24 protein-coding genes are annotated in these 16915 nt (G+C 31.8%); all 24 read left to right on the top strand.

Annotation, left to right across the window (positions count from 1 at the left end):
• The first annotated feature begins 91 nt into the window (after nucleotides 1-91).
• The 24 genes from ACFHWD_RS05705 to xseA all read left to right on the top strand — a co-directional run bounded on the left by ACFHWD_RS05705 (nucleotide 92) and on the right by xseA (nucleotide 16904).
• Nucleotides 92-1588, top strand: a complete 1497-nt coding sequence (locus ACFHWD_RS05705) for a GspE/PulE family protein (RefSeq protein ID WP_378060970.1) — start codon at nucleotides 92-94, stop codon at nucleotides 1586-1588.
• Entirely contained in the window at nucleotides 1579-2796 is a 1218-nt protein-coding gene (locus ACFHWD_RS05700; RefSeq protein ID WP_378060968.1) for a type II secretion system F family protein, read from the top strand. The genes ACFHWD_RS05705 and ACFHWD_RS05700 overlap by 10 nt, the downstream gene beginning before the upstream one ends.
• A 34-nt stretch (nucleotides 2797-2830) precedes the next feature.
• On the top strand, nucleotides 2831-3241 hold the full coding sequence (locus tag ACFHWD_RS05695) for a type II secretion system protein (RefSeq protein WP_378060966.1): 411 nt from the start codon (nucleotides 2831-2833) through the stop codon (nucleotides 3239-3241).
• A complete protein-coding gene (locus tag ACFHWD_RS05690) occupies nucleotides 3228-3698 on the top strand; it encodes a type II secretion system protein (RefSeq protein ID WP_229980913.1) in 471 nt (156 codons plus the stop codon). The genes ACFHWD_RS05695 and ACFHWD_RS05690 overlap by 14 nt, the downstream gene beginning before the upstream one ends.
• Nucleotides 3698-4168: a prepilin-type N-terminal cleavage/methylation domain-containing protein gene (locus ACFHWD_RS05685; protein ID WP_229980915.1), complete on the top strand. Its 471-nt coding sequence runs from the start codon at nucleotides 3698-3700 to the stop codon at nucleotides 4166-4168. Before ACFHWD_RS05690 ends, ACFHWD_RS05685 begins: the two co-directional genes overlap by 1 nt.
• Nucleotides 4137-4634 carry a type II secretion system protein gene (locus tag ACFHWD_RS05680; protein ID WP_229980917.1) on the top strand — a complete coding sequence of 166 codons (498 nt, stop codon included), beginning with the start codon at nucleotides 4137-4139 and terminating at the stop codon, nucleotides 4632-4634. Before ACFHWD_RS05685 ends, ACFHWD_RS05680 begins: the two co-directional genes overlap by 32 nt.
• Nucleotides 4635-4639: 5 nt before the next feature.
• The gene (locus ACFHWD_RS05675) at nucleotides 4640-5038 is read left to right on the top strand and encodes a hypothetical protein (RefSeq protein WP_229980933.1); all 399 of its coding nucleotides are present in this window, start codon (nucleotides 4640-4642) and stop codon (nucleotides 5036-5038) included.
• Between the two features lies 1 nt (nucleotide 5039).
• Nucleotides 5040-5771 (top strand): hypothetical protein, encoded by a 732-nt coding sequence (locus ACFHWD_RS05670; RefSeq protein WP_150356529.1) that lies wholly within the window; start codon nucleotides 5040-5042, stop codon nucleotides 5769-5771.
• 85 nt (nucleotides 5772-5856) lie between these two features.
• Nucleotides 5857-6297, top strand: a complete 441-nt coding sequence (locus tag ACFHWD_RS05665) for a hypothetical protein (protein WP_150356528.1) — start codon at nucleotides 5857-5859, stop codon at nucleotides 6295-6297.
• Nucleotides 6298-6314: 17 nt separating this feature from the next.
• The gene (locus ACFHWD_RS05660) at nucleotides 6315-6728 is read left to right on the top strand and encodes a hypothetical protein (RefSeq protein WP_150356527.1); all 414 of its coding nucleotides are present in this window, start codon (nucleotides 6315-6317) and stop codon (nucleotides 6726-6728) included.
• Between the two features lie 120 nt (nucleotides 6729-6848).
• Nucleotides 6849-7925, top strand: coding sequence for a Xaa-Pro peptidase family protein (locus tag ACFHWD_RS05655; RefSeq protein ID WP_150356526.1), 1077 nt, complete (start codon nucleotides 6849-6851; stop codon nucleotides 7923-7925).
• Nucleotides 7926-8238: 313 nt separating this feature from the next.
• Nucleotides 8239-8796, top strand: coding sequence for an elongation factor P (gene efp, locus ACFHWD_RS05650; RefSeq protein ID WP_150356525.1), 558 nt, complete (start codon nucleotides 8239-8241; stop codon nucleotides 8794-8796).
• Between the two features lie 39 nt (nucleotides 8797-8835).
• Nucleotides 8836-9240, top strand: a complete 405-nt coding sequence (locus ACFHWD_RS05645) for a CD1247 N-terminal domain-containing protein (protein WP_150356524.1) — start codon at nucleotides 8836-8838, stop codon at nucleotides 9238-9240.
• A 129-nt stretch (nucleotides 9241-9369) separates the two neighbouring features.
• The gene (gene spoIIIAA, locus ACFHWD_RS05640; protein WP_179978271.1) at nucleotides 9370-10287 is read left to right on the top strand and encodes a stage III sporulation protein AA; all 918 of its coding nucleotides are present in this window, start codon (nucleotides 9370-9372) and stop codon (nucleotides 10285-10287) included.
• Nucleotide 10288: 1 nt separating this feature from the next.
• On the top strand, nucleotides 10289-10807 hold the full coding sequence (gene spoIIIAB / locus ACFHWD_RS05635) for a stage III sporulation protein SpoIIIAB (RefSeq protein WP_150356522.1): 519 nt from the start codon (nucleotides 10289-10291) through the stop codon (nucleotides 10805-10807).
• Nucleotides 10808-10867: 60 nt separating this feature from the next.
• A complete protein-coding gene (spoIIIAC, locus tag ACFHWD_RS05630; protein WP_150356521.1) occupies nucleotides 10868-11065 on the top strand; it encodes a stage III sporulation protein AC in 198 nt (65 codons plus the stop codon).
• Between the two features lie 9 nt (nucleotides 11066-11074).
• On the top strand, nucleotides 11075-11458 hold the full coding sequence (spoIIIAD, locus tag ACFHWD_RS05625) for a stage III sporulation protein AD (RefSeq protein WP_150356520.1): 384 nt from the start codon (nucleotides 11075-11077) through the stop codon (nucleotides 11456-11458).
• Between the two features lie 8 nt (nucleotides 11459-11466).
• Entirely contained in the window at nucleotides 11467-12687 is a 1221-nt protein-coding gene (spoIIIAE, locus tag ACFHWD_RS05620; RefSeq protein WP_179977187.1) for a stage III sporulation protein AE, read from the top strand.
• A 16-nt stretch (nucleotides 12688-12703) separates the two neighbouring features.
• The gene (spoIIIAF, locus tag ACFHWD_RS05615; RefSeq protein ID WP_150356518.1) at nucleotides 12704-13300 is read left to right on the top strand and encodes a stage III sporulation protein AF; all 597 of its coding nucleotides are present in this window, start codon (nucleotides 12704-12706) and stop codon (nucleotides 13298-13300) included.
• A gap of 14 nt (nucleotides 13301-13314) precedes the next feature.
• Nucleotides 13315-13968 carry a stage III sporulation protein AG gene (gene spoIIIAG, locus ACFHWD_RS05610; protein WP_150356517.1) on the top strand — a complete coding sequence of 218 codons (654 nt, stop codon included), beginning with the start codon at nucleotides 13315-13317 and terminating at the stop codon, nucleotides 13966-13968.
• Between the two features lie 59 nt (nucleotides 13969-14027).
• Nucleotides 14028-14558, top strand: coding sequence for a SpoIIIAH-like family protein (locus ACFHWD_RS05605; protein WP_150356516.1), 531 nt, complete (start codon nucleotides 14028-14030; stop codon nucleotides 14556-14558).
• A 108-nt stretch (nucleotides 14559-14666) separates the two neighbouring features.
• Nucleotides 14667-15059 (top strand): Asp23/Gls24 family envelope stress response protein, encoded by a 393-nt coding sequence (locus ACFHWD_RS05600; protein WP_150356515.1) that lies wholly within the window; start codon nucleotides 14667-14669, stop codon nucleotides 15057-15059.
• Between the two features lie 138 nt (nucleotides 15060-15197).
• Entirely contained in the window at nucleotides 15198-15659 is a 462-nt protein-coding gene (gene nusB / locus ACFHWD_RS05595) for a transcription antitermination factor NusB (RefSeq protein WP_150356514.1), read from the top strand.
• 48 nt (nucleotides 15660-15707) lie between these two features.
• A complete protein-coding gene (gene xseA, locus ACFHWD_RS05590) occupies nucleotides 15708-16904 on the top strand; it encodes an exodeoxyribonuclease VII large subunit (RefSeq protein ID WP_150356513.1) in 1197 nt (398 codons plus the stop codon).
• Nucleotides 16905-16915 lie beyond the last annotated feature (11 nt).

Raw genomic sequence — 16915 nt, 5'->3', positions numbered from 1 at the left:
AATACGATATTGTTGATTATATGTTTAGAACTGTATGTTGTTTGAAGTTTGTACTTTGTATTTTAAAATATGATAGAAAGAGAGAAATAATATGTTTTCCACAGAGATGAAAGAAGTAAACATTGATGAAATTTTATTGGAACCAGATATAGTGAAGAGGATACCTGAAGAGATAGCCAGAGATAATTGTGTGATTGCATTGAAGCGGGCTGATGAACAGATCATTATAGCTGCAGATAAAACTCCAGATATTAATTTAGTGGAGGAACTAAAGTTCATATTAGGTGTTGAATTGAGATTTGTTAAAGCTGACAGAAGAAAAATATACGATTTGATAAATACATATTATTGCAGGGAGAATTTACACCATGCATTGAAAGACATAAAGATGAATAAAAATACTTCACAGATGACCGGGGAAAACATTTCAGATATACATAAATTTCAAAGTTCCCCTGTAGTTAAGGCAGCTAATTACATAATAAATAAAGCCATAGATGAGAGGGCCAGTGATCTTCACATAGAGCCCTTTCAAAAAAGTGTGACTATAAGGATGAGAGTGGATGGCATTATATATGAGTACATAAAAATACCTAGAAATATATATCCACTTTTATGTACAAGAATAAAAATAATGGCCCAGATGGATATAGCTGAAAAAAGACTTCCACAGGATGGAAAAATAAAATATACTAAGGGAAATTTCAATTATGATATTAGAGTGTCTACTCTTCCAACTATATATGGGGAAAAAGTGGTTTTGAGAATTTTATATAGGGATACTGAGATAAAAAATCTCAATATGCTTGGATTTTTAAAAGAAGATGAGACAAAGATAAAAAACATGTTAAACAGGAGTTCAGGTCTCATTTTAGTGACGGGTCCAACGGGAAGCGGCAAGACTACTACAGTTTATTCTATGGTGAGCAATATAAATGCTAGAGAAAAAAATATAGTGAGTATAGAAGATCCTGTAGAGTACACCCTGGACGATGTAAATCAAGTTAATGTAAATTCAAAAATAGGGCTTGACTTTGCCCGGGGACTCAGGAGCATTTTGCGTCAGGATCCGGATGTCATAATGCTTGGAGAGATAAGAGATGAAGAGACGGCACATATGGCTATAAGGGCAGCCGTGACAGGACATTTGGTTATAAGTACACTGCATACGAACAACTCTGCTGAATCCGCGATAAGACTTAAAGATATGGGAATACCGGAATATTTTATACGGGATGCGCTTGTAGGCATAATATCCCAAAGGTTGGTCAGAAAAATATGTCCTTACTGTAAAACAGAATACCAGGCTTCTCCAGAGGAAATTGTGAAATTGAATCTATCCTCTGAACAGGTTTTATACAAGGGAAAGGGCTGTGACAGGTGTAACCATAAGGCATACAAAGGCAGGACAGTGATATATGATATTTCATATGTGAATGATTATATGAGAGGTTTTTCAAAAAACAGTGTATTGAATGTTGAAAACAGCATAGAGGAATCAAGAGGGGCTACTATGAAGGAAAATTGTATGGAACTTGTTAAATCAGGTGTTACTACATATGAAGAGTTTCTCAGGATGTGCCTGTAGTAAAGGCGGTGGATATTATAATAAAGTACTGGGCAATAAATATGGAAGGTAAAAAAATCAAAGGTAAATGCGAAAGATATAAATTTGCTCAATTAAAAGCTTCTTTGAGAGAAGAAGAATATTATATATATAACCAGAGCAGTGTAAAAAATTACAGAAATGTATTTTTAAAAAAATCCAGCATGATGGATATAAGTGTATTGTGCAGCCAGATGAGCATTATGCTGGGGGCAGGAATACCTGTGTCTAAGACGCTTGATGACTTAGAAAAGCAGTGTGGTAACAATTCCGTAAAACAGACTTTGAAAGCTGTAAAAGAAGAAGTGGTAAAAGGAAAAGAACTGCATGAAAGTATGGCTCAGTTTAAATATGTATTTCCTGTATTTATGGTGGAAATGGTTAAAATAGGTGAAGAATCTGGAAGATTGGATGAAATATTCAAAAAATTATCTGAATATTATGAAAAATGTTACAGCATAATATCTTCACTGAAAACTTCTCTCATATACCCTGCAATAACACTGGTAGTTTCAATATTTGTGCTGCTGTTTCTGATGGTTGATATAGTACCACAATTTATTGACATTATAATTTCTAATGGGAGTGAAGTACCAGTTCTAACAAAAATAGTAATGTACAGTTGTCAGTTTCTCAGACTGCACTATATTCAAATTTTAGCATCAGTGATTTTTATAGGGATAATATCCTATGGATTTAGAAAAAATTGCAGGGTGGCTGATATAGTAGAAAATATAAAAATTAGAATACCTTACTTCAATAAAATTTACAGTGATCTTATGATTTTTAAAATATGTTCTTCGATGGCTATACTCGTAAAATCCGGGGTAAATATAATTACGGCTCTTAAAATCACAAGTGAATTGGCGGGTCATGGTATTATGTCAAATAAAATGGAGAAGGCAATAAAGTATGTGGAAGGAGGTGAAAGTATATGTGAAGCAATGAGTAAGGCAAAAATAAATGATAAATTATTTTTATCTTTAATTAATACTGCTGAAAATACGGGAAATATAGATGTTATGTTTTTAAAGCTGGAGCAATTATTTGGGAATAAATTGGATAGGTGTTTGAAAAAGATGGTCAGGATTGTGGAGCCTATTATAATAATATTCTTGTCGCTGTTAGTAGGAATATTTGTTATATCAGCACTTATGCCTATCTTTACTATAATGGAGTCTACATTGTAATTTATAAATAAGATTGAAAGAAGGTAGTTGAAATATGACAGGAAAATTCAGGTATAGAAGAAAGAAAGGATTTACCCTCATAGAACTGATGTTAGTAGTTGCCATAATTTTAGTGCTTTTAGGGTTTCTGGTTCCTAAATTTTCTGCTTATCAAAATAAGGCTAAAATTACAAAGGCTGTTAATACGGCTAAGCAAATAGAAACGGCAGCTATGGCCAGTTATGGAGACAATGATGGAAAATTTGATGAGGTAGATGTAAAAAACTGTATATCCACCCTTACCTCCGCTGGAGAGACCGGTGTTGAACTGGGCAGTGATGATCAGAACATTACTATAAATTATGAAAGTGACAAGAATACCTATACTTTGGAAATTGACGCTGCAGATAATTCCTACATAGTGAGAAAAGAAGGCATTGAGATATTTCCTAATGATGAAAATTAAAACTATGATTTCTGGAACCAAATCACGGGGTTTTACGTTAATTGAACTGCTCCTTACTATGAGTTTATTTTCTGTAATTTTTAGCTTTAGTTTGATCACTTTGGGGTTCTACAGCAAAATTACTAACGAGATAGATGTGGATTTAACTGACAATAATATTATAAATTTTATAAACAAATCCAAGGCTTATTGTAGAGATAATAAGAAAGAAGGAGGTTATATCTATTTTGATCAAGACAGTGAATGCATAACTTTTAACGTAGGTTTAAATGAAATATTCAATATGAGATTGCCGGAGGGATTTACTTTGAATGGGGTAAGAGATGATAACAGGATAAAAATAGATAACCGGGGAATAACTCAAGATGCCTGTAGTATAAAGTTTAAGGATAGAAAAGAAAAAATTCACTGCCTGACTATGTGTGTGGGCACTGCTTATGTGGAGATAAAGTACTGATGTGGAAGATAGGAAAAAATAATACAGCTAAAATAACAGTTAAGAAAGGATTTACCTTAATAGAAGTGCTGTGTAGTATAGTGGTTTTTTCACTGCTGTTTATGGCAGCTCTCTGTATACAGGTAAGTGCTGTCAAAGTAAAGAATTATAATCAAGGTGTAAACAGGTGTACATTGATTATGGAATATGTGAAAAATAATATTGAATATAATTTTAGTTATGAAGATGTTTTAAATTTATATGAAAAAGGCAGGGTATATTTAAACTGTGATGAGCTAAAGGTTGAAAATATGGAAAAAATAAAAGTTTATAATTCATTTTCTGATGTAAAGCCTGAAAAAGAGCCCTATATCATTTTAAATGTAACAGAAGGGGAGGTGTTAAAGATAAATTTACAATTTTGTAGAAAAATATATGGAAATATCAAGGTGGATAAATGTGAATTCTATAAGGGGAATTATAAAAGATAAAACGAAGTGTAGAAAAGGTTTTACAATTATAGAGATGATTATAGTTATAGCACTGGCAGCATCTATAACTACAGTACAGATAAGGGTCATATCAAAATACATGAGACTTCACAGGGAGGAAGTCAATTATAGCAGGGAGCTGTTTTATGTCAATGAAGCATTTATGATAATAGAACATCAAGTAGAGAGTGCCAAATATATTGATATAAAAGATAATATGATTGTATTGAGGAGATATGACGATAGAGGGTATGATTATATAAAAAAACATAATGATAATTATATTGTTATTTCCTATGGTTCCAACAATTCTTCTACTTTAAACAATATATTGAAAGGAATAGAGGATTTTAGGGTGGAGAAGTATGGAAGAATTTTTTACATATCTATAGATATGGGGAAAGGTAGTTCTTATAAAAGATGTTTTGGAATAGAAAGAAAAAAGCTGAAAGAGGGTTTATATTGATATATGTGGTTCTTATAGGATGTATATGTATTTTTATTTCCCTTGGATGCTACAGTATGGAGATGAACATTAGATCGAATAATTTGAAGGATTATAAAAAATGCCTCGAGTTGGACATAATTGAAAAACCTAGAGAATATCTTTTAACTAGGTTAAATAGGTATATAGTTGAAAATGTATCTTGTAAAGAAAACAATTTAAAAGGGAGTAGGTGCTCTTTAGATAATATCAAGATATATTTTGAAGAATGCTATATATATTATGATGAGAATATAGATTGCTTTAAAGCAGAATACATATTTAATGGAAAATTTTATAAAGAAGAGATTTATGAATACGAGCTTAGAGAAGGGAGATTTGTATGCAGTTGTGTAGATTATTCCTTCAGCAGGGAGTGTAAGTAAAATGCATAGAAAGGTATTTCTAGAAGTAAATGATACAGATATGGTGTATAGAGAAGTCCCAAATAAAAATTTTATATTCAATCTATTTAATAGTAGAGTAATTAATAAGAATATTGTTTCCATAAAGGGCATTAAAGTAAATTTAAAGAATAGAAATCTAGTTATTTTAGCTCATGGAGAAGAAGTATATGTGATGCTCATGAAATTACCCAGAGTAAGCAGAACAAATATCTTTAAAATTATAAGGGAAGAACTTAAAAATAAATTTAAAAAAACCGATGATATAATGTTTTCCTATGATATAATCAGGCGCTGTAAATATAACCTGGAGGTAATGGTGTTCTGTATGAATTACCGTAACGGGAAAGTGATAGAAGAATGTCATAACGCCGGATTCCATATTGCCGGCATAGTGCCAATTCAATTTTATATTTGGGAAAATTATAAAGATAAAATAAAAAGTGAAAATTATATATTTGTATTAATGAGAAATGAGGTTTTATATTTTATAGCATGTCATAAATGTAAAATGATATTTAACAATGTGTTTAAAAATATAAAAAAGGATGACTTTTTTGATATTCTAGAACAATTTCAAATGAAGCTGAGTATTTTGATGACTGATTTTAAATTTACATATATATATTTTGTGGGTTTTCCCTATAAAGATACAATAGAAGAAGTATCTAAACAGTATATATGTAAAGATTTTGGAAAATTCATTGTAAAGTGATATTTAAGGTTTGTATGTTTTCTCATTTGACATTAATAATAGAAAAAAATAGGTATTTAAAATATTTAAGTGAGAGGTAGTTAATGTGAAGGGATTATATTTTTTACCTCAGTGGTATAAAGAAAGAGTAAAAGCGGAAAAAGGCAAAAAACTTAAATTTACGGTTGTATTGCTCTTGATAATAAATTTGCTGCTTGTAAATATGTTTATAGTAAATAAAAATAAACTGACCAATTTGGATGGTGAATTAAAGAATTCAGTATCCAGAAAAAGTTCTGTACATTATAAAAGCGGTACATTTGAATGTTTTTTAAATTTTTACGAATACATATGGAAGGGAAAAACTTTTAAAGATATAAGTATTCAAAATAAAGATATAAATTTCAATGTAGAAGGTGAGGAAAATTGTCTTTCACTGATCAAAAATATAGAGAACACAAATAAATTTATAATAAAAGATTTAAAATGTTTAGAGATTACGGACGGGGAAAAGAAAATCTGGCAGATTAATTTAAGATTAAAATAATAGGTGGAATGATAATAATGAAAATGGCAAATAATATATTTAGATTTACCATATTAGCTCTGATCTGCAGCTGTGTGTTTTTTTTATCAAAGAATTATGCTCTTATTAAAGATTTAAATGAAAAAAACGGAGTTCTTCAATTACAAGAGAATAATTTAAAGAAGAATTTGAAGAAGACGAGTGGAATAAGTTACAGTGATGTTTTACAGAAATTAAATGGTATAGAGGGGGTGCAAATATTAAATTTTTCGAGAAGTAGTGAGGGAAAAATAACTGTAAATGTTGAAATAACAGGTGATAAAACTAAAGTTGTGGATGCTTTCAAAAAAATAAGTCAAAAAGAAAATTTTTATAGTATGGATAATATTACAATGGAACAGGACAGATATGAAAATTTAAAAGCAAGGACAGATATTAATTTTGTACCCTGAATAGGCATTTAAGTTTGCAAATAATCACAAATTTTGATAAAATAACATTGTTTGAGTGTAACAATGGAATAAATGTGATTATTTATGAATTGATGCTGCCTTATTATAGGAGGAATTGCAATGTTTAAAAAGAGGATTGCGAAATTAAGAGAAGCTATGGGTAAAAAAAAATTGGATTCAGTTTTGTTGATGGGAGATCCAAATAGAAATTATTTAAGTGGATTTACGGGCAATGAAAGTTTTTCACTCATAACACAGGAAGAGGCATTCTTTATAACGGATTCGAGGTTTACAGAACAGGCCTCAGAACAGGTAAAAGATTATAAAATTTTAGAATATAGTAAAGGTATGTCCTTTGTAGATTTTTTATCAGACTTAATAGATAAAAATAATATTAAAAGGCTTGGGTTTGAGGAAAACATAGTTTCCTACAGCCAATATGTGGTTTTTAACAGTAAATTGAATTGTCAGCTTGTTCCTATGGAGGGAATTGTAGAAGAAATAAGAATAGTAAAAGATGATGATGAAATAAAGTTAATGGAAGGGGCTGCTGCTATTGCAGATAAGGCCTTTGCACATATGGTAAATTTTATAAAATCAGGCATGACAGAGAGAGAAATAGGACTTGAATTGGAATTTCATATGAAAAAGTTAGGAGCCAGTGCTCTTTCATTTCCATCTATAGTGGCCTCCGGAGTGAGATCCAGTCTTCCTCATGGTGAAGCTACTGAAAAAGTGATAAAAAGAGGAGAGTTTTTAACTCTGGATTTTGGCTGCATTTATAAGGAGTACTGTTCTGATATGACAAGAACAGTTGTGATAGGTGAACCTTCAAGGGAAATGCTTAAAATATATAATATAGTTTTAGAGGCTGAACAATTGGCCTTAAAAGAGTATAAGCCTGGCATTCCAGCAGTGGAGGTGGATGCCGTTGCAAGAAATTATATAAGTGGAAAAGGATACGGGAAGAATTTTGGCCACAGCCTGGGTCATGGAGTAGGCAGAGAAATTCACGAGGCACCTATAATTGGCTATAAAAATAATAGAAAATTGGAATCAGGTATGGTGGTCAGCGATGAACCTGGGATATACATACCGGGTTTTGGTGGAGTTAGAATAGAAGATTTGCTTGTAGTAACTGAAGATGGTGGTAGGGTTTTGTCAAAGTCGCCTAAAAATTTAATATGCATAGATTAAGTCAGCAATATTACTATGGTTAAATAGTATTTAATGATATATAATGTTAAATGGATAATAGATAGATTTATAAAGAGTTTATAAAAAATTGAATTAGGATTAAAACAGGTCGAATAAGAATGAGAAAGGGGTTAAGCCGTTATTTCAAATACTAATTTTAGAGGTAATTGAAGTTGTAGGGTGGATTTTACATCCGAATTTACGTCCCTGGAGTGTGAGACCTGACGTAGGATAGCTGTAACAGCTAGATTTCGGGCACTATGAATGGGAAAATAAGCTTGAATTAGAGCTTATATAAGACGGTAGGCAGAAAATGATATCAGCAGGAGATTTAAGAAAAGGAACTACTTTTGAACAAGATGGACAAGTGTATACAGTAGTGGATTTTCTCCATGTGAAACCGGGTAAAGGAGCAGCATTTGTAAGAACAAAATTAAGAAATGTTATCACGGGAGCAGTTACTGAAACTACTTTTAATCCTACTGCAAAATTGCAAGAGGCAGTTATAGAAAGGAAAGAAATGCAGTATTTATATTCGGATGGTCAATTGTATTATTTTATGGATCAGGAAACTTTTGAACAAATTCCATTGGAATATGAAAAGGTAGAGGATGCAATAAAGTTTTTAAAAGAGAACATGTTTGCCATAATAAAGTTTTATAAAGGGGAGGCATTTTCTGTAGAAGCTCCGAATTTTGTTGAGTTGCAAGTAACTCATACTGAACCGGGAGTTAAGGGAAATACTGCTACTAATGTTTTAAAACCAGCTACTGTGGAAACGGGGGCAGTTGTGTCCGTACCTATATTTGTAAATGAAGGTGAAACTATAAGAATTGATACAAGGACTGGAGAATATATGGAGAGAGTTTAGTAAATACTAATAAATAAATAATATTTAGGAAGTGATGTCATGGAATCCATTAAATCTAAAGTATCTTATATTAGCGGGCTGATGGATGGGCTAAAAATTGATAAAAGTACAAATGAAGGGAAAATTTTTTTGAAGATTTTAGATGTACTTGAGAGTATGGCAGAAGAGATAGAAAATTTATCTGAGGCTCAAAAATATACGGAAGACTATATGGATGCCATAGATGAGAACTTAGCATATTTACAAGATGATCTGTATGATGAAGACTATGAGGCATATAGGGATATGGTTGGAAATTTTGAAGAAGTTAAATGTCCAAATTGTGACGATACTGTGTATATAGATAAAGACATATTGAAACAAAAGGAAAATTTAACTTGTCCCAATTGTCATAACAATATACCTATTGGGGATAACAGTGTTAGTGATGATAGTAAAAATTAAATTACGTATAATAAAAGATCCTGTTAAGGTTACATACTTTAACAGGATTTTTTATTTTATTTTTATTTATATGGAATAATTTTTTAAAAATGAAAATAGGAATTAATATAAAGAAAGGAGATGAGAAAGATATATACTAAGGAGATATTAAACATTTTACCGGAAAATTTAAAGACTGCTATTGGAGATTTAATAAAGTCCCCTTATTTACAGGAAATAAGGATAAGGGTCAATAGATCCTTAATACTCCAATTAGGATTGAAAGAGGTTGTGTGTGGATATATACCCAGGATGGAAGATCTAAAAATAATAATTCAGAGAATGAGCAATTATTCTATATATGCCTTTGAGGAAGAAATTAAGCAGGGTTATATAACTATCAAAGGCGGTCACAGAGTGGGTATATGTGGGAGATGTATTATTGAAAAAGGTGAAGTTAAGACCATAAAAGATATAGCATCTATAAACATCAGAATATGTAGGGAAATTGTCAACTGTTCTGATTCCATTATGAAGTTTTTGACAAGAGAAGATGAGATAATAAATACTATAATAATTTCACCTCCTAAGGGTGGAAAAACCACTCTTATAAGAGACATTGTGAGAAATATATCTGGAGGTATGCAGAATATAGGCCTTACGGGTAAAAAAATATGTGTAATAGATGAGAGAAGTGAAATAGGGGCTTGTTTTAATGGGATTCCGCAGATGAATCTGGGAATTAGAACTGATGTACTTGATGGATGCCCCAAGAGTCAGGGCATAATTATGGCTATTAGAAGCATGTCACCGGACGTCATAGTTTGTGATGAAATTGGAACTTATAAGGATATGGAAAGTATTCTAACAGCATTGAATTCTGGAATAAGCTTGATTGTAACTATTCATGGTTATGGAATAGAAGATCTGTACGGAAGGCCGGTTTTTAAGGAAATAGTGGATAATAAAATATTTAAAAGGGCCATAGTATTGAGCAGCAGAAAAGGTTCCGGTACAGTTGAATATGTGTATGATTTTACAAATAGTTCTGTAATATGGAGGGGATGAAATGCTGAAGATTTTGGGGTATATTATGATAATATTTGCTTCCACTGGAATAGGATTTACTTACGGAGGAATTTTCAAAAAAAGGGTGGAACAATTAAAAGAAATGCAGAGATGTATTCATCAGCTTCAAAATGAAATCATGTATACGCATACTCCGCTGCCGGATGCCATTTTAAATACAGCGTTAAAAAGTATTGATCCCATTAAAGATGTTTTTAAAGATATATCATCTATGCTTTACAGTAATTCCGTTGACAATGTATATGAGGCTTTTAAATGTGCATTTAGTGATAAAAGAGAAATTTTAAGTTTGAAAAATGAAGATATATCTGCAATATTGGATTTATCAAAAACACTTGGAGAATCAGATATAGAGGGACAAAAAAGAATGTTCTCACTGACTTTGGACAACATAAAAAATCAAATTGAAGTTTCAAAAATTGCAATGAATAAAAATTTAAAGATGTATAGGTGTCTTGGGTTTTCACTGGGAGCTGTGATAGTGATAATTTCAGTCTGAGTGGCAATATGTGTGTATTTAGATAAATTCCATAAGAAATGAAAAAGGGGAGAAAATCAAATGATGGACATAAGTTTAATTTTTAAAATAGCTGGAGTGGGCATAATTGTCATACTTATAAATAAAGTGTTAGAGGCCAGCGGCAAAGGTGATTATGCAGTGTTGACAAATCTTACTGGAATTTTAATTGTACTTATGATGGTGATAGATTTGGTGAGTAAATTGTTTAATGCCGTCAGGACTATGTTTCAGCTTTAGGAGAAGATTATGGAGATAATTAAAATAGTAGCTTTTGCCTTTATTGCCTTGTTTATAACTCTTCTGTTTAAGGGAAAAAGAGATGATATAGCAGTATACATAAGTATAGTTGCCGGAGTTATTATATTTTTATTTATGATAACAAAGATAACAGCCATACTTCAATTTATCCAGCAGTTGGCAGTTAAGGCAAATATAGATTTTGTTTATTTAACTACTGTATTTAAAATACTTGCCATTGCGTATCTGGCTTCTTTTTGCAGTGAAATATGTAGAGATGCTGGACAGGGAAATTTAGGAGCAAAGGTTGAATTTGCAGGTAAGATTTTAATTTTAGTACTTGCAATTCCTATACTTATGGCTGTGTTACAGTCAATTTTAAAAATTATGTAGGTGTTAATATGAAGAATGTTATAGTGAGTTTACTTGTAGGTTTATTTTTAAGTTTAATAATGGGCTTTAATGTACAAGCTTTTGACACCAATACAGTGAACACCAATATACAGGATAATGCCCAACTGGAGAATACATCTCAAAATGGAACGGGAAATAAGGAAAGTGAAGCTCAAGAACAGCAAATTGAAAATTTTTATAACTATATATCCAATATGAAAACAAAAAATGAAGTTTTAAAAGATCTGGATGCAAAAGATTATGTGAAGAATTTTATAAAAAGTGGAGATGGGAAAATATCACTTAAAAAAATCATGAATATACTGATATCCTATGGACTTAGGGAAATGTCAGCATGTATAAAACTTTTGGTGCTTTTGATAGTCATTGCACTCATATGTGCACTGCTCACAAATTTACAGAGAGCCTTTAGCGGTGAGGGATTATCCAATATAGCTTACTTTGCCTGTTATTCACTTATTATAATAATAATGGCAAAGAGTTTTTATATAGGGGTGGATATCGCCAGATCCACCATAAAGGAAATGACAGATTTTATGGTAGCACTTATACCAATACTTATAACTCTAATAGCGGCCGTAGGTGGATTTGTGGAAGCTTCTATTATGGATCCAATTATAATAGGCGCTATTAACATAAGTGCAAATTTGTTTATGGATATTATAATACCGATAATATCTATGTCTTTTGTACTTCAGTTTGTGAACAATTTATCTTCGGAATATAAGATAGATAAGCTTACTAAACTTTTAAATCAATGTGCACTGTGGGCTCAGGGGATTATAATGACCGTATTTATAGGTATTGTGACTGTAAGGGGCATAACTTCAAAGAGCATCGATGAGGTTACTGTAAAAACGGCTAAATTTGCAGTGGACAATTTTGTACCAGTAGTTGGTAAAAGCCTTTCAGATGCAGTGGCCACTGTAGCGGGATATTCCTTTTTGCTGAAAAATGCACTGAGCAGTCTAGGGCTTTTGATCATCATTATCATATTACTTTTTCCTATAATTAAATTGATTATTATGATAGTTTTGTATAAGATCACTGCAGCTCTTATAGAACCCATAAGTGACGGAAGACTGGTAAATTGTATAAATTCTGCAGGAGATTCTCTTATTCTTGTAATGGCCTGTTTAATATGTGTGTCTGTGATGTTTTTTATAATGATAGCCATGCTGGCATCGGCGGGAAAGGTTATGATGTGAAGGAAGGTGGAGATGCGTGCTTCAATCTTTAAGAGAATGGCTGATAAGTGTATGTACTGCTGTATTTTTTATAATAGCAGTGGAGATGATTCTCCCGGATAACAGTATGAAGAAATATTGTAAATTTGTACTGGGACTGATTCTTATTACAGTATTTATCAATCCCATAATAAAAGTATTCAATAGGGATTTTAATATAAACAGCTATACTGAAAAAGCCGTGGAGGACTTTAATAAAGATTTTGGGACTAAAGAATCTTCCAGTGAATTTGACAAGTATAAGCAGGAAAATATATCAGAGACTATAGAAACCTTTGAGGCAAACTTGCAGAACAGCTGTGAGAAAAATCTTGAAGAAAAATATCCGGAGGGAAAATATGAAATTAAAGTGGGAGCAGGGTATGATGAGAAAAATAATATGGTATATATAAAAAATATAAATGTAAAAATTAAAAATGGCAATGTAGAAAAAATAAAAAAGGTTGAGATAGGTGGTGAAACTGCATCTGTAGATAATTTGAATTCTGAAAATAGTCAAAAGGCTTCAGAGATAAAAACTTATTTAAGCCAGGAATTAAGTGTATCTAAGGATATTATACACGTAAATTCTTAGTAGGAGGTAAATCTATGAATTTAAAAAAATGGTTAAACAAAATTACCAAAGACAATAATCACAAAATCCATACTGACAAGAAGAATATTATAAATTTAGCCATAGTGTTTCTTATGGGAGTGCTTATAATTGCTGCTGTCAGCCTTTTTAGCGATTACGGTAAGAACACCTCCAGCAGCACTTCTAGCAGCAATATAAACGGTGATAACGGACAAAGCAATGGGGGAAATCAAAACCAAAGTCAAAGTGAAGCCTCCCAAAATGGTTCTGATAATTATGAAAAATCTATACAGGATAATCTGAAAAATACACTGGAGCAGATAGATGGTGTGGGGAAGGTAGAAGTTATGGTAAGTTTTGAAAGTGGAGAGGAAAATGTGCCGGCAGTTAATATAAATGACTCAACCAATACTACAGAGGAAAAAGACAATTCAGGTGGAACGAGAAATACCACTCAAAAAAATAACGGCAGTACAGTAGTAACCACAAATGATGGCAGCAAGTCAGAACCTCTTATACTTAAAACTTATAATCCAAAAGTAATGGGGGTATGCGTTGTGGCTGAAGGAGCTGAAGACAAGGTAACTGAACTTAGAATATCCAAAGCTGTTACTGATTTATTTGGAATATCCCAGGATAAGGTGAATGTATATCCTATGAAAAAATAGTATATAAATATATCTTTGTGCATATAATTTTTTTAGAAGGTAGATGGGGGGAATTGAAAATGAATAAAAAACAAGCTGTTATTATTGTGACTCTTTTAGCACTGATTATCTGTGTTGGAGTTGTTGCTACAAAATTAAATAGTCCTATAAATTATGTAAATGGAGTAGACAATGAAAGCGGCAAAAGTACCATATCTCTTAACAACAACAATACTAAGAATACAACACAAACTCAGTCTAAGTCCCAGTTTTTTGAGGAAACAAGACTTACCAGAGATCAAAAAAATGCTGAAACTCTTCAGACTTTAAAAAGTCTCATAGATGATACTAATGCATCCAAGGAAAACCGTGCAGATGCAGAGAAAAAGTATACTGAATTGGCAATGAATACGAATTATGAGATGAAAATAGAAAATATTCTAAAGAGCAAGGGATATGAAGATGTGATATGTTCTATAGAAGATAACAAAGTCAGAGTAATAGTTAAGGGAAAGAATAAATTGTCAGATAAGGATACAAGAGTGATAAAAGATGTAGTCATGAGTGTGTCTAAGATTCAAGATGTGGAAATAGAAGTTAAACAGGGTTAAAGGACGTAGAGTATTACATAAAATAAGTAATTGTAAAAAAAATATTCCTTTGCTATAATATATATAACGTGGGTCTTTCGATGATGTGAAAATCTAGGAGGTGCAACAATGGAAGAAAATACGAATAATGAAATAGATATGGGTATTGTAAAAATATCTGATGAAGTTGTAGGTGTGATTGCGGGCCTTGCTACTACTGAGATAGATGGGATAGTTGGAATGAGTGCCAGCCTTGTGGGAGGAATTACTCAAATACTGTCGGGTAAAAAAAATTTATCTAAAGGTGTTAAAGTAAATGTAGGCGAAAACAGTGCAGCTATAGATTTATATGTGGTAGTGGAATATGGAGTTAGAATTCCAGATGTAGCTTTGAAAGTTCAAGAAAATGTAAAAAGGGCAGTTGAATCTATGACGGGCCTTGATGTTTCGGCTATAAACATACATGTACAAAATGTTATGATTCCCAAAACAGAAGAAAGTAATGATGATGTAGAAGAGTGAAATAGGTAGTGCACCCGCTGATTTAAGGGTGCACTATTTTTATACAAATAAACTTGAACTAGTATATTAGTTTAAGTATAATTGTATCTGAAATGACAATAATTATTTTTATAGGCTACATTTAAGTAGGAGGAAAAAATGAATAGAAAGAAATCCAGGGAATTGACTATGAAATTATTATTTCAAATGACTATAAATAAAGAAAAATCCAGTAATATCATAATGAGTTTAAAGGAAAATGCCGTGGGAGAAGAGAAAAATTCAGCAGAGTATAATCAGGAAGAATTCTATGGAGAAAAAATCAGTGATTTAAAAGATTTGGACACACAGTATATAATAAGAGTTCTAAAGGGTATAGAGGAGAACAAGAATACTATTGACAAAGAGATTGAAAAGTATTTGAGAAAATGGAAATTGGACAGATTATCTAAAGTTGATGTGGCAATTTTGAGAATTTGTACTTATGAATTTTTATATGAAAATAGCATACCAGAGAAGGTGTCCATAAACGAGGCTATAGAACTGGCTAAAAAATATTCTTCAGATAAATCTGCATCTTTTATAAATGGCGTGCTTGGAAATATGATAAGGGAAAAATGATAATTGGATAAAAATGTGTAAGAATAAGATATTGAGAGGATAAGTGCTATGTACATTAAGACGTTGACGGTGTCTGATATTAATAGATACATAAAGAAGGCATTTGACAGTGATTTTATACTTGCCAATTGTTCTATTAAAGGAGAAATTTCCAACTTTAAACTTCACAGCAGCGGACATATGTATTTTTCTTTAAAGGATGAATACAGTAGAATAAATTGTGTTATGTTTAGAGATTCAGCCAGCAAATTGAATTTCCTGCCTGAAGATGGCATGAAAGTTGTAGCTAAAGGGAGAATATCTGTTTACGAAAAAGAAGGAGTATATCAGCTTTATTGCAGTGAAATGAAACCGGATGGCATAGGAGAATTGTACATGGCTTTTGAAAAGTTGAAAGCTGAGTTGGATAAAAAGGGCCTATTTGATGAAAGACATAAAAAGAAAATACCAGCTTGCGCTTCAAAAATAGGTGTTATTACTTCGCCTACTGGAGCGGCTATAAGGGATATAATAAATGTTACTAAAAGAAGAAATGATAAAGTGAAGATTTTAATTTATCCAGCATTGGTACAGGGAGTAAATGCCAGTGAAGATATAATAAGGGGTATTTATAAATTGAATTCTATAGAGGATGTGGAGCTTATAATTATAGCTAGAGGAGGAGGCTCTATAGAAGAACTTTGGTGTTTTAATGACGAGAAGCTGGCAGAAGCCATATATAATTCGAAGAAGCCTATAATAACAGGAGTCGGACATGAGATTGACTATACTATAGCGGATTTTGTATCGGATAGGAGGGCACCAACTCCCTCTGCTGCTGCTGAAATTGCAGTATTTAACATGGATGAATTCTTGCAGAGGCTGTTAAATTATAAAAATGTGATCTCTAATTATATCGGGAACAGAGTAAACAGTGAAAGAGATAGATTATTTCTGTTGAAAAAAAGTTTGGAATCTTATAATCCCATGGTCTATATAATAAATCAATATGAAACTATAGATAAGTTTAAACAAATGTTGAATTTAAAGATGAATACAAAGGTTAATGAAGAAAAGGAGAAGCTCACTAAAATAAATTCTCTGCTTTCAGCCCATAATCCGTTAAATGTATTAAACAGAGGATATTCTATAATAGAAGACGAACATAATAATGTAATAAATACTATAGAGGAATTGAATAAAAAAAAGCGGGTTAAAGTCATAATGAAAGATGGAGATGGTGAATTCAAATTTAACCGCATCTAAAAAAGGAGGGT

The organism is Clostridium sp. MT-14 (assembly GCF_042436595.1).
GTDB lineage: Bacteria > Bacillota > Clostridia > Clostridiales > Clostridiaceae > Clostridium_B > Clostridium_B aromativorans.
The sequence above is the reverse complement of the archived record's forward strand: the minus strand, read 5'-3'. Positions and strand labels throughout refer to the sequence as shown.